The organism is Phaeodactylibacter xiamenensis, from assembly GCF_965229835.1.
Taxonomy (GTDB): Bacteria; Bacteroidota; Bacteroidia; order Chitinophagales; family Saprospiraceae; genus Phaeodactylibacter; species Phaeodactylibacter xiamenensis.
Window position 1 is genome coordinate 7,507,211 of the sequence record NZ_OZ245931.1, and the last position, 13,566, is coordinate 7,520,776.

A 13,566-nucleotide genomic window follows, 5' to 3' on the forward strand; every position below is an offset into this window, starting at 1 on the left:
CTGTATGTATGTCTGACAACAGCAAATAACCCTTCAAAAATACATCAGGGCGTATAGATTTCACGCTCTAAAGAAGTGGACCATATTGTATCCGAACCGTAGCAGCGTTTCTGTACAGCGCTCTGGTGCCCGCCTGTGTGGGGTAGGGTATACCGTTTGGTGCGATAGGGTTTATGCAAGCATCTGGATACTGCGGTCGATGGTTCGAATCCATCTGGCGCTTAATCGTGCCATAGTTCAGCTGGTTAGAACACAGTACTTGCTTTCACGGGGCTTTGCCCTGTACCAACCGCCATTTTGGGCAATGGACTGATAATCCATCTGGAAGTTCTCAGGTTCTTCCCTGTAAAAAACCTGGACCGTACGTGCAGCAGCGGATGCCCGTGGATTTTACAGTCAGGCTGTAAGCGATTCACCATCCTAAGGGCTACCGGTTGGGCAGGATACCGTCTGCCGGAGGCTGTGCACTTGGAAAGGCTTTTGGTGCTGCTCCGACGGGAAACCGTCATGCAATGTACCAAATGTCTTTTTCGCAGCGCCGTGGGTAGCAGGTACGCCTGTTGCATTACGGGGCGGCGGGCTATGGTAATCCCCGGGAATTCGGCAGGGTTGTCAAGGCTCAACTGTACAGGCTGCCACAGACTGAATGCCGGGCTCGTATCCCTGGGATTGAGGCGCCGTTGCTGTACGTTTTGTAAGGAATCAAAATTTTTAAATAGTTCACAACTGCAAAAAACCAAGTCATGAAATTCGTAACGATCAGCCGTCATGAGGTTGGCCTGTTGTTCCGGGGCAAGTCCTTTGTAGGCGTGCGCCTCGAAGGTTGGCATGTAGTGGGCTGGAGGCAGGAATTGCTGGTGTTCGACCGGACCACGCCATTAGTCTTGCCTGTTGACCTGAGCATTTTGCTGGAGGATGAGCGCTTTCGGGCTGAAGTCCACCTGGTAGAAGTAAAGGACCACGAGCGTTGCCTGGCGTACCGGGATGGGCTGTTCGACAATCTCTTATCGCCAGGGCGCTATGTCTACTGGAAGTCTGGCATTGAGTATGACTTCCGGATGGTAGATACCCGCAAGGATGAAGTTGGGGCCGTTATCGAACCAGAGCTGCTCACCAAATTGGTGGTTTTCCGTCAGGTACACCGGTATGATGTGGCTGCTTATGAGACCGGGCTGTTGCTTATTGACGGTGAACTGAAGCAAAAGCTGTCTGCCGGACGGCACTACTTCTGGAAAACGGCTGAGGACTTGAAAGTGCTTCTGGCCGACCTAAGGGTGCAGACCATAGAGGTCAGCGGGCAGGAAATCCTCACCAAAGACCGGGTGGGCATCCGGCTCAACTTCCAATTGCAATACCGGATCACCAATGTGGAGCGGGCATTGCTGGAAGTGAGCGATATGCCCCGCCAATTGTACCTGTTGGTGCAATTAGCACTGCGGTCTTATGTGGGCACCCGGACGTTGGACGAGCTGCTGGCTGGTAAGGACAGCGTCTACAACAGCATCCGGGACGAACTGGCTAAAGCCGCTGAAAGCCTGGGGGTAGCCGTCTTGTCCGGAGGCCTGAAGGACATCATCTTACCGGGCGAAATCCGGGAGATCATGAACCGGGTCCTCGTGGCTGAAAAGCAGGCTCAGGCCAATACCATCCTCCGGCGGGATGAAGCAGCTGCCACCCGTAGCCTGCTCAACTCCGCTAAGCTGATGGAGGACAACGCCATGCTGCTCCGCCTCAAGGAGATGGAGTACGTGGAGAAGATCGCTGAGAAGATCAACAGCCTTTCTGTCTCCGGTGGCGGACAGGTGATTGATCAGTTGCGCGAACTTTTTATCGCGGATAAAAAGTAGACAAGGGTTTACTGTAGGGCTGCTCCGTTTGGGGCAGCCCTTTTTCAATTCGCTTAGAAATCAAAGTCCAGTCTCATCGTCAAATTGCGGGGCGCTTCCATAATGCCCGGCCGGGGCGAGTAGGCTTCATTGAGCAGGTTGTTGAGCAGCAGGGAAAGTTTAACAGACTCCGTGAGCTTATAGCTGCCCCGGAGGTTGACCACGGTAAAGCCCCTGTCGTTGCGCTCCCGGAAGTCCCGCAGCCCGTTGATGAACAGCAGGAATGCCGCATCAATGGCTTCGATCTGGCTGTTGTAGAATGTTTCAACGCCAAAAGACGCCTTTTTATAATCCGCCTGCAGGTCGAGCTTGAACAGGTGGCGGGAGCGGTACTTGAGGATATTCTCATCAATTGAAGAGTTATTGGCGTTGATTTGCCCCTGTGTGCGGTCTTGGCCGGCAGGGACGCGGGTCGTGTCAAAGGCTTCAAAACGCGGATCAACGTAGGTGTATCCAGCTAGTAAGCTTACCGGAAGACCTAAAATTTCGCCTCTGCCAGCGGCGGTGACCTCAAATCCATCAATCTGGGTATCCCCGATATTGATGGCCTGAAAACTAAAGCCTACGATATTGAACTCCATCATATCAAAGTAGCGGGAGCGGAAAACCGCAAAGTCCAGAAACCCTTCAAAATTGGAAATCCGGAAGCCTTGCTTAACGCCTAATTCTGCTGTCCAGCCGGTTTCAGATTGCAAGGTGGGATTGGGCACAATGCGTAGCGCGCCGGCTTCTGTCACGATATATTTTTCAGCTACGGTAGGGTAGCGGTAGCCCTGTCCCCAGCTCGCCCGCAGGAAGGTCGCCTTGCCGGCCTGATAGTTGAGCCCGAGGCGCGCCACGGGTTTGGCTTCCTCCTCGTCAGAAGGGTCCACCGTGCCGCCATCGTACTCAAAACCGGGGTTGCGCAGTACATTACGCTCATAGCGGAATCCCACCGACGCATTCAGTTTGCCAAAAAACTCCTTATCGAATTGGGCGTAGGCCGCCAGGTTGCGGGAGGTGAAGGTGGTGTCGCCGTACAGCTCCGCTTCGATATCCGTGCCTGATCCGACCAGCCCGGCCGTGAAGACCAGGTCTGCTGCTGCCATCCGGCGCTGGAACTGATACTCCGCGTAGAACATATCCGAGAAATTACTCTGATTGAGGTCGTTCTCATTGTCGATATTGTAGAAGCGGCTCAGGATGCGGTGGCGGTTGTTGGCGCCATCGTAGTAGGTGACGGTAGGGTCGATATTGTAGCGCAACCGGCGGCGGCCACCAAGTGTGTTGGGGCCCGGCTGGTATGCGGCAGTATCGCTGGCCCAATAAAAAAAGGAGGCGGTCTCTCCGGCGTTGATATTGGCGTTCAGCCCGATGGTCAGGCGGTCGGTAGCGCGGTAGCGGGTGCCTACATTGAAGCGGCCGGTACGGCGGAATGCACCTTCGTTATAGCTCTCTTCATTCAGGTAATAGCCGCCCATAACCAGGTCCAGCTTGCCCATCTTACGGCGGTGGGCCACACTCGCTCCGATGGTGCGCGGTGCGGTATCCCACCATTTCAGGCGTTCATCTTCGGGGCTGAAGTTATGGGTGTAAAAGACCGCTGCTTCGGTCTCCGGTGCTGATTTGGCGTAAGCCGTACGGACGTTGATGATACCGTTGAGTGCAGAAGAACCGTACAGCGCCGAGCCCGCGCCCTTGACCACTTCCACCTGCGCGATATTTTCGATCGGCACATCATCCCAGTTGGGGAAGCCTGCATCGGCAGATAGGATAGGGATATCATCCACCAGCAGCAGTACCCGGCTGCCAGCACCCTGTGAATAGCCCGAGCCGCCCCGGATATTCGCCTGCCCGTCAATGATGGTTACGCCCGGTAGTTTTTCCAGCGCCTCGTCAATGGATACTTTGCCCGTGTTCTCAATCAGGTCAGGTTGAAGGACTTCCAGGGAGACGGTCACCTTGCTGAGCGGCTTTTCGAATTTACCGCTCGTTACGGTAGCGGTTTCGAGTACGGTAGCACGGGGATCGAGCGCCATATTTAGCTCAATGGTGCCCCCTTCCGGTAGGTTTACTTCCGTTTCATAGGTTTTATAGCCCACATAGCTGGCTTTCAGGAGGTGTTTGCCTGCATCGGCCTCCAGCTCGTAGAACCCATCGAAGTTGGTTACGGTACCCTGACCTTGCAGGCTGATGGTCGCTGCAATCAGAGGCTCCCCGGTTTTGGCGTCCGTCACCCGGCCGGTGAGCAGGGCTTGCTGAGCAGTCAGTAAAACAGAAAAGGACAGAAAAATTAGCAGAAGGTAGTACTTGGTCATATGCAATGAATTAGGCACAGCACTCAAAAGTAGTGGCTGTGGATGGTCTCCAAAATGTTCAGGGTGCTAATTTCAGGGCGTGTGGAAGCACAAATCTAAGGCATTCGTGTTACTTGACAAGCAAGTTCCTGAAAAAAATCGCTTTGCACGCAGCCGACAGATTCCAATAAATCCATTTGGCTTTCCCAAAAGTTTTCTAACTTCGGCAGCTGAATTCTTTACCAAACAACACGATTATGAATCGAATTGTACTGATTTTCTTGGGGGTTATCCTCGCCAGCGTTGGGTACGCACAGGATTGCCAGCCGGACGAAACAGTTCCGGATTCGGTGGTGGTTGCTCCACTGCCTTACAATGAAATGCTCCGTCCTGACGGAGGCATCAAAGATACGGCATGCGTAGGCAGCCCATATGAGTTTGTCTTTACATTCAATATTCCGGCAATTTACAATGTGAGCGGGTTTGAAGTGCCGCTCATTGATGTGAGCATCCCTGCGGAAGATGGGATTGATAACTTGCCGGCCTCTATGGATTATGTTTGTAATCCGCCCAACTGCGTGTTTGCCGCCGAGACTAAAGGCTGCATCCTGGTGTCTGGTACAGCCACGGCTGATGAAGTAGGCCAGCATGACCTGACGATCGCAGCAGTTATTAATGCCGGGCTCGAACTTCAAGTTACGGTCCCGGGCGATCTGGAGGCAGATGCCCACTACTATCTTTTTGTAAAGGAAGAAGGCGGCACCAACTGCTTCTCCAACACCAACGAGGCCTTTGCAGCAGACTTTGGGCTGAGCAACCGCCCCAACCCATTTGGGGACCTCACGCAGGTGGTGGTGGATGCCAAACAGTCGGGCATGTACCAGTTCTTCGTTACGGATTTGCTGGGCCGTCAGGTGCACCAACAGCAAATTCAGCTGATCGAAGGTGAAAACCATATCGACTTCAACGGTAGCCAACTGGCAGAAGGCATGTACCTTTACGGTATCACCGATGGCCGCCACGCCGCTACTTCCAAAATGATTATTAACCGGTAGTACCCCTGCCGGGTCTCCAAGAATTCAGTCCTTCTGACAAGGAGCGGGGTGCTGCCCACCCTGCAGCGTGAAGCCCCGCTCCGACACCCTATAAAATTTTCTTTACTGGCAAACCGTTCTTGTACAGCGCCTTGTGCTGCACAAGGGCGGTCTTGTTATTTAAAATTCAGAAGGACATGAAGTACTTATACCTAACCATCCTGCTTTGGGGGCTTAGCCTTTCGGCGAAAGCCAACTGCCCCGGCTGTACGGTCAATCTCCCCGCCCTCCCGGAGGATACCATTTACATTTCGGCTGCCCCGGACGGGCAGGTCGGCCAATTTTACAGCGAAGACCTGTCGTTCCGCCTGCCCCAAACCACCACGCCGGTTAATGCCACCGACCCGGATACGCCTCCGGGGCTCCCAATTTCCCAAATGACGATCAGCTCTGTGGCGAATGTGCCGCCTGGGCTGCAGTGGGAAGCCAATCAGCTGGCCTTCGACGTTAGTGAGGTGACGGATGGCTGTGTGCGCTTCTGCGGGACCCCCCTGATTCCGGGGCTGTATGAGGTGGAAGTCATTATTTCAGCCCAGGTTTTGGTGGCTACGCAGACCTCGGCGGTGACCATTCCTATTCTTATCCTGCCCGGTCAGGTCATTTCAGAAGGCTTCACTATCGACAATACCTCAGGTTGCGGAGAAGTGGTGGCGAACTTTATCAATAATGTGCCTTCCAACGGCACCGATGGCTTCAGCTATATCTGGGACTTCGGCAACGGGCAAAGTTCTGTTGCTGAAAATCCAGGCACGCAGGTTTATGATACGCCTGGTGAGTACGGAGTGAGCTATCAGGTGATTGTGGACACCTTTGGGCATCAGCTGACGGAGGTGGTCATTACGGATGTGGACTGCAATGATATTTTCGGTGGCGCGCCCGATCTGGTTTTGGAAGTCTACAACCCGCTGGGCGACAAAATTTTTGCCTCTGATGTCGTGCAGAATGCCAGCCTGCCTGTTGTTTTTGCGCCTGGCATTTTCATCGAAAACGGCCCCTACCAAATTCAGGTGGTGGATGACGATCAGGGGCTGGACGGAGGCGATGACGTCTGCGGCGTTTTTGGCTTTGTGAAGACTTCAAACGGGGAGCTGGAAGACGATGGCGCCACGGTAGACATTACCATCATCAATCCTGTTGACACCATCCGCTCCGAAGGCATCATAACGGTCTACGAGCAACCGGAAAAGCCCGAACTGCAGGGCTACAGCGGCGAGGACCTTTGTGATGGCGACTCCCTGACGCTGATGACCAACTACACCGAAAACACCCAATGGTATCTCGACACAGTGCCCCTGTTTGAGGCGAATGGCGATCTGCTAGCTGTGGGCGAAAGCGGCTTCTACTGGGTCACGTACACCAATGCTGATGGCTGCAGCGCCACTTCTGACACCCTTTTGCTGGATTTCAACGACCTGCCGGCTTTCCCTATCTTCCAGATCGAGCAAAACCTGCTCTTTCTGCTGGATCCGGACACCCTGCCTGATCCCTACGAGCTGCAGTGGTACCTGGATGAGCAGCCCCTGGAAGGCGGCAATGATTTGGAATACTGCATCAGCACCTCAGGGAGTTACACCCTGGAGGTAGTCAATCCGCTTACGGGCTGTAGCCGTTCTTACACCCAAAGCATGACCTACGACCCCGATTTCCCCAACTGCATGCCGGTAAGTGTGGAAGAGGCGGCACTTCAGGGCATAAAGGCCTACCCAACGCTGCTTGCCCCCGGTGCGCCGGTTTGGATCAGAGGGGATATGCCTGGAGGCCCAATAAACATCCGGTTGATGAATACGCTTGGGCAACAGCTGCAGTCGTGGAGGTTGGAAGGGGGCGATGTTGGCGAAACGCTGCGGCTCGACCTCCCGATATTAGCCACCGGCGTACATTATTTACAAATTCAGACCAAAGCTGGAGGGAAGACGATCCCGGTCGTCATTCAATAGGCTTTTGGAAGCTGAGATTAAAAAAGATTGTGTCTTAACTGTTAAAATATATGAAAAATCATATATTGAGGGGCTAAACAAGCAAGAGCAACCTAAAAAGCCATGGCGCGTTGTTCGGTCCGGAGCAGCTACTGATTTGGTACTCAGCAGGGTATCCGAAAAAATTGTAGCTTTGCGGGCTGAACACTGCGCATAATCCCAAACTGAATTTGGCACCGCAAGTCTGAACTCCAGGTCTTAGATAGTCGGTCCGATGGTGGAATATCCCACCGTACTCTTGCGAACCCTGAATTATGACAGTTGAGATTAGAAGAAAAGAAATAGGCAACCTTCTACTTGAGAACATCCCGGATATCCCTGTCTTGCTGAAAGACAAGCTACAATTGTATCAGCAGACGCGCGAGGCGGCTTTGGCCGATTGGCTGCCTGATGGCAGTGGGTTACTGATCTCAACCCGGTTTGGAGAAGCTGCACAGATTCACGAAGTGGTCCGGCCCGGGCACTTCCGTAAACAACTGACCTTTTTTGACGAGCCCGTTTATATTGCCCGCACCTGCCCCGATGCTGACCGTCAGGGGTTCCTGTTTGCGCGGGATACCGGTGGTAACGAGGCTTATCAGCTGTACTTCTATGACTTACGGAAGCAGGAATACGAAATGCTGACGGATGGGGAATCCAAGCACAGCAGTGGCGTATGGAACCGGGAGGGCAGCGCCTTTATTTACAGCAGTACCAAGCGCAACGGCATTGATCAGGATTTGTACCTCTACGACCTGGCAGGTGGTACAGGCGAACGACTGGTCTTTACCGGTAAGGGCTATTGGTACCCGGTCGCCTGGGCATCAGGCGGGCGGTATGTGACCGTCATCAACTACCGGTCGATCAATGAAAGCCACTTGCATATCCTGGATGTGGAGACGGGTATGTTGCAGACCATTCAGGCTGATCCGAATATTGCCTGCCGCTCCGGCAGCTGGTCCGCCGACGGCCGCCGGATTTACTATACGTCTGATGCCGATAGCGAATGGCGCGGGCTGATGGTTTACGACCTGGATACACAATCGAAGCAAAAGATTACTCAGGGGCTGGACTGGGAAGTGGAAGGCTTGCAGCTTTCTGCCGATGGCACACAGCTGGCCTTTGTTATCAATAAGAACGGCATTTCCGAATTGTACCTTTACGATACGGCCCGGGAACGCTACGAGCGCGTCGAAGTCCTCCCGGAAGGCGTCATTGCCGATATGCGCTGGCACCCCAAGGCCCTGCGCCTTGCCCTGACCATCAATACGCCTCAGGCGCCGGCCGATGCCTATGTGCTGGATGTGGAAACGATGGACCTGCAGCAGTGGACCTTTTCAGAAGTGGGTGGGTTAGACCGCAAAGGGTTTGTCAAGCCCAGGCTCATTCATTATCCGACTTTTGATCAGGTAGGGGGCAAAGACCGGGAGATTCCTGCCTTTTATTACCGGCCGGAGCCACAAGATGCGCCCATGCCTGTGCTGATTTACATTCACGGTGGCCCGGAGAGTCAGTTTCGGCCTGGCTTTTCACCGGCTTTTCAGTACTACCTTAAAGAACTTGGCGTGGCTGTGCTCGCTCCGAATGTGCGGGGCTCTTCGGGCTATGGGAAGCACTACCTCAAGCTGGATAACGGCTTTAAGCGGGAGGATTCTGTGCGGGACATCGGGGCGCTGCTTGACTGGATTGAACAGCAGCCCGAACTGGACAGCCGTCGTGTGGCGGTTATGGGCGGTTCCTACGGTGGCTACATGGTGCTGGCAAGCATGTCGCATTACAACGACCGTCTTTGTTGCGGGATTGACATCGTGGGCATCAGTAATTTTATAACCTTCCTGAAGAATACCAAGTCTTACCGCCGCGATCTGCGCCGGGTGGAGTACGGGGATGAGCGTGATCCGGCTATGCGCCGGCATCTGGAGCAGATTTCTCCGACGACTAATGCTCATAAGATTACCAAGCCGATGCTTATTGTGCAGGGGCAGAACGACCCCCGGGTGCCGGCCAGTGAGGCGGAGCAAATGCTGCGGGCGATCCGTAAGAATGGGGGAGAGGCCTGGTACCTGCTGGCTAAGGATGAGGGGCATGGCTTCCGGAAAAAGTCGAACCGTGATTTTTACAATCAGGCGGTGATCTTGTTCCTGCAAACTTATCTGATGCAGCCGCTGGAGGTGGGGGTACCTGAGGCGTTGGTGACGACTTAGGGCTTTGATTGCAACTGAATTTGAGGTGAGTTCATGATATAGGGTGTAATGTGCGACTTCTACGAAGTCGGTTAGCATTGGTGCTGCCTGTGTTACTAATGTGCGACTTCTACGAAGTCGGTTAGTATTGGTGCTGCCTGTGTTACTAATGTGCGACTTCTACGAAGTCGGCTAGTGTGGGTTTTGCTATGGAAGAGTGGGGCGTGATTCTGCCTGGCACCGCTGCGGTGGCCAGATTCTGCGAAGTCTTATGCCTGTTAAGTTGCCGGAGGCATCTCCGTTTGGGTTGTCTGTTCTATTCGTTTTTTTAGTCACCAGATCATTATGAATGCACCGCTAATGGAGCGCTATTACAATCAGCGCAGTGCCCGGCTGACCTTCCGCAAAACCACGGAAGCAGATATTCCGGCCTGGTCGGTTTTCTTTATAGACAATGACCGGCTGCATTTCCTGGGCATGCCTCTGGACGGTACGCCCATGGAGCTCTCTGCCTGGTGGATTCACAAGCAAGCAGAGCGGTACCGGGACACGGGTTTTGGGCACCTGGCGGCTACGCTGCCATCGGCGGGCGGGCTCATTGGGATGGCGGGCGTCATTCCCCGTGACCTGGACGGGGAAACTTTGTACGAAGTGGCTTACTCCCTTATGCCCGGCTACTGGGGACAGGGCTACGGTACCGAAATGGCGCAACAGATGAAGAGCTGGGCTTTCGAACACCTGCCGGTGGAGCAGGTCATTTCCATTATCCATAAAGACAATTTGGCGAGTCAGCACGTTGCCCGCAAGAATGGGCTGCTGCCCTGGAAGGAGACGGATTACAGCGGAATGCCGGTGGTGGTGTACAGGGGGCTTAGGTAGGGGATGGGCCTGAGTACTCAACTCTGCACATCAGAAGCTTGTTAGGTGTTCTGTATTCAAGTGGCCGAATTCTTAGATGTGCGGATCACGGTATTACCAATTTGCCTGAACCAGGCTAAAACCACAAATCAAAGCTCGAATGGCGATAGAAAAAACGACACCGGCTTCCGGCCTTTCCAGGAGAGGGGCTCCCCTGGCGGCCTCCGCTGCCCGGGTGGACATGGACCTCTTCTTTGAAGCCGCTCAAAACCTGTATGATCCGGAGGAAAATCCCGAAGGGTACTTCACCCTGAATGTGGCGGAGAATGCCCTGATGATCCCGATGATGAAGGCCCGTATAGATGAAATTTTGCAGCAGGGCGCTGTTCCCGAATGGGCTTTCCAGTATACGGATCCGAATGGGCACCCGGAGGTCCGGGAGACCGTGGCGGCATTTATGGAGCAATACCTGTGCCAATGTCCCATTGCGCCTGATTCCATTGCCTTTTCTGCCGGTGCTGCAGCGACCATAGAGGTGAGTACGTTTATGCTGGCCGATGAGGGGGATGTGGTGGTGATTCCGGCCCCCGCTTACCCCATGTACACCAATGATGTGGGCTTGAAAAGCGGATTGCAGCGCTACGATTTGCAAACGCATCACCATCCTGCCGATCATGGGGATCTTTCCCCCCTGACCACCGCACACCTTGATGCTGCCTGGGCGGATATCAGCGGGCAGGGGCAAAGGTTCAAAATCCTGTTGCTGACCTCACCGGATAATCCCACCGGCTGTATGTACTCGGAACAACAGCTGAGGGAGATTGCCGAGTGGTGCATGGCGCATGAGGTGCACTTGGTTGTCAGTGAAATTTACGGCTTGTCGTTGGTGGATGTTGAGGACGGTGACATCCGGGCAGATTATACGCCGGCAACGGTGCCCCAATCTTTCGCACAGCTCATGGCGGAGCTTCAAAGCGATTACCTGCACCTCTGGTATGCCCTGTCCAAGGATTTTGCCATGTCAGGGTTCCGGTTTGGTATCGTACATTCTTTGAATGAAAGCTTCCTCAAGGGTTTTGGGAATGTCAATATCCCGCAGATGGTTTCCAACCTTGCGCAATGGGTGATCGGGGAGCTGATGAAAGACCACGCCTTCCTGGAGCGCTACATCGCAACCAACAAAGCCCGGCTTACCGGGAGCTACAAAGCAGTCGTCAGGGCCCTTCGGGAGTTGGAAGTGCCCCACGTCCCCAGCCGCGGCAGCCTGTTTGTTTGGGCTGATTTTTCCAAATACCTGAAAGAGGATAGCGAAAAGGGGCAGGAAGACCTTTGGATGGACATTTACCACAGTACCGGCATATTGCTGACGCCCGGTGCCGGATTCCAGCATAAGAAGTATGGGGTGTTTAGGATAGTGTATACTACATTGCCTTTGAGCCATTTGGAGGTGGCGCTGGAGCGGTTGAAGACTTTTTTTCAAGACCGGGCCAGTTGATTCACTTCCTTTCAGTTTTGTTTTTACAGAACTGTGGCAATGTGTCTTTTCTTACCATTTTTTGCAAATTATTAAATAAAAATTCTGACTTGTAAAAATATTTTTAGTTAATATTTTCTTAAAAAATCCAGGACCAAAACAACATTTGTATTTCCAAGGTTAGGCGTGTCATTTTTCACTTCAAACTATGAATATGACACTGTCAAAGACCCTGTTGTCAGGAGCATTCCTGTTCCTGGCCACCATGTTCACGCACGCCCACGCACAGCAGAGCGCTGCCATTCAGAAGATGCTCGATCTCGAAGCCGATCAGTATTTTGCCGACCGGGACAGCGCTTACCTTGATCCCTACTACGGATTGAAAAAGCTGATTTATGGAAATAAGCGCTTTGCGGAGAACAAGAGTATCAAACCGCGTCAGACCGACGAAGACCTGCGCAACAACGAGCTGGGGCAGAAGCCTTTTGCTACGATTATTGGCTGTGCGGACAGCCGTGTGCCCAATGAGATTATTTTTGATCAGGGGGTGGGAGACCTCTTTATTACCCGTACAGCTGGGCAGGTGATGGCTGAAGCTTCTTATGGGACCATTGAGTACGCCACGGTAGTGCTGAATACCCGTCTGATTGTTGTGCTGGGCCATGAATCCTGCGGAGCCGTAAAGGCAGCCATGCAGCTGCCGGAAAACCCTCCGGGCCACGTGGTGACGCTCATCAATGCCATTAAACCCGCTTCCCTTTATGCGAAAGACAACGCAAAAGGCGAGGATGACATGCTCGATACCGCCGTTCGCAAGAATGTACTGGAGCAGGTTGAACTTCTCCGGGGTCTGGAACCGGTACTGAGCCGCAAGTTTGCAAGCGGTGAAGTCCTCATCGTCGGCGCAGTGTACAACCTGCACTCCGGTCAGGTGGAGTTTTTGGAAGAGACGATCAAGTCACTGCCAAAATTTGTTCAATAGCCTATGAAAAAACTGCTGTTACTACTGCTGTGTGCATGGCTTGCCAGCCCGCTTGCGGCCCAAACTGTTGAAGAAGACAAACTGGGAGCCTGGTACATGTACTTTTACAATGCCAGGTTTGGAGATGGCCCCTTCGGGATTCAGGGCGATTATCAGTTCCGATTCTGGAACTTCGGCAATGACCTGGAGCAGGTGCTGATCCGAAATGGATTGACGTACACCCCAAAGGATGCTGGTGTAACCTTCACACTGGGCTATGCGAGTATCACAACGGGCACACCGGGAGAAAGCACCAACACGGTCCATGAAAACCGGATTTATCAGGAAGCTCTTTTTTCCCAGCGGCTGGGTGGCCGTTTTCTGCTTACCCACCGTTTCCGGTCGGAGCAACGCTGGCTGGAGGAGCAGGACTTCCGTACCCGCTACCGGTACAATATATTTGTGAATGTACCGCTCAATGCCACCGATTTTGGGAAGGGAGTCGTCTACCTGGCCCTGTACAATGAGATTTTCATCAATGGTCAAACCGATATTGGAGACGGCCGCGAAGTGCAATACTTTGACCGGAACCGGACCTATCTTGGTATTGGGTTCGGGCTGCGTGACAACCTGCGCATCCAACTGGGTGCTATGAATCAAACCACCGCCAACTGGAGCAAATGGCAGGCACAATTCAGTGCGCACCATAACTTCTCCTTTAGATAAGATTTTATCGTAAAAGCCAAAAATGAATTGCACCCTGTACGGTTTATACTGACGATTAAGTGGTTTGCCGCAGCAAACCTACTTAATGTCAGCATTTACGCTGGGAAGTGTCTTGCGCTTGCCCTGACAAGCTATGCTTCGTTAGTGGTCGAT

At 53.3% G+C, this 13,566-nt stretch carries 9 protein-coding genes; 8 read left to right on the top strand and 1 reads right to left on the bottom strand.

What is annotated here, in order from left to right:
- Nucleotides 1–743: 743 nt before the first annotated feature.
- Nucleotides 744–1,847, top strand: coding sequence for a slipin family protein (locus ACO08I_RS28750; RefSeq protein WP_282774978.1), 1,104 nt, complete (start codon nt 744–746; stop codon nt 1,845–1,847).
- A gap of 53 nt (nt 1,848–1,900) precedes the next feature.
- Here the strand turns inward: ACO08I_RS28750 and ACO08I_RS28755 are convergent, their stop codons facing one another.
- Nucleotides 1,901–4,183, bottom strand: coding sequence for a TonB-dependent receptor (locus ACO08I_RS28755; RefSeq protein ID WP_282774976.1), 2,283 nt, complete (start codon nt 4,181–4,183; stop codon nt 1,901–1,903).
- A 236-nt stretch (nt 4,184–4,419) separates the two neighbouring features.
- Between ACO08I_RS28755 and ACO08I_RS28760 the strand changes: the two genes are divergently transcribed.
- From ACO08I_RS28760 to ACO08I_RS28790, 7 genes are all read left to right on the top strand, one after another.
- A complete protein-coding gene (locus ACO08I_RS28760) occupies nt 4,420–5,217 on the top strand; it encodes a T9SS type A sorting domain-containing protein (protein ID WP_421947901.1) in 798 nt (265 codons plus the stop codon).
- Between the two features lie 176 nt (nt 5,218–5,393).
- Entirely contained in the window at nt 5,394–7,193 is a 1,800-nt protein-coding gene (locus ACO08I_RS28765; RefSeq protein ID WP_421947902.1) for a PKD domain-containing protein, read from the top strand.
- Between the two features lie 293 nt (nt 7,194–7,486).
- Complete coding sequence (locus ACO08I_RS28770; RefSeq protein WP_282774970.1) at nt 7,487–9,415, top strand: S9 family peptidase; 1,929 nt, start codon at nt 7,487–7,489, stop codon at nt 9,413–9,415.
- Nucleotides 9,416–9,739: 324 nt separating this feature from the next.
- Nucleotides 9,740–10,273: a GNAT family N-acetyltransferase gene (locus tag ACO08I_RS28775; protein ID WP_421947903.1), complete on the top strand. Its 534-nt coding sequence runs from the start codon at nt 9,740–9,742 to the stop codon at nt 10,271–10,273.
- A 139-nt stretch (nt 10,274–10,412) separates the two neighbouring features.
- Entirely contained in the window at nt 10,413–11,747 is a 1,335-nt protein-coding gene (locus ACO08I_RS28780) for an aminotransferase class I/II-fold pyridoxal phosphate-dependent enzyme (RefSeq protein ID WP_421947904.1), read from the top strand.
- 193 nt (nt 11,748–11,940) lie between these two features.
- On the top strand, nt 11,941–12,708 hold the full coding sequence (locus ACO08I_RS28785) for a carbonic anhydrase (protein ID WP_421947905.1): 768 nt from the start codon (nt 11,941–11,943) through the stop codon (nt 12,706–12,708).
- Nucleotides 12,709–12,711: 3 nt separating this feature from the next.
- The gene (locus tag ACO08I_RS28790) at nt 12,712–13,413 is read left to right on the top strand and encodes a DUF2490 domain-containing protein (RefSeq protein WP_421947906.1); all 702 of its coding nucleotides are present in this window, start codon (nt 12,712–12,714) and stop codon (nt 13,411–13,413) included.
- Nucleotides 13,414–13,566 lie beyond the last annotated feature (153 nt).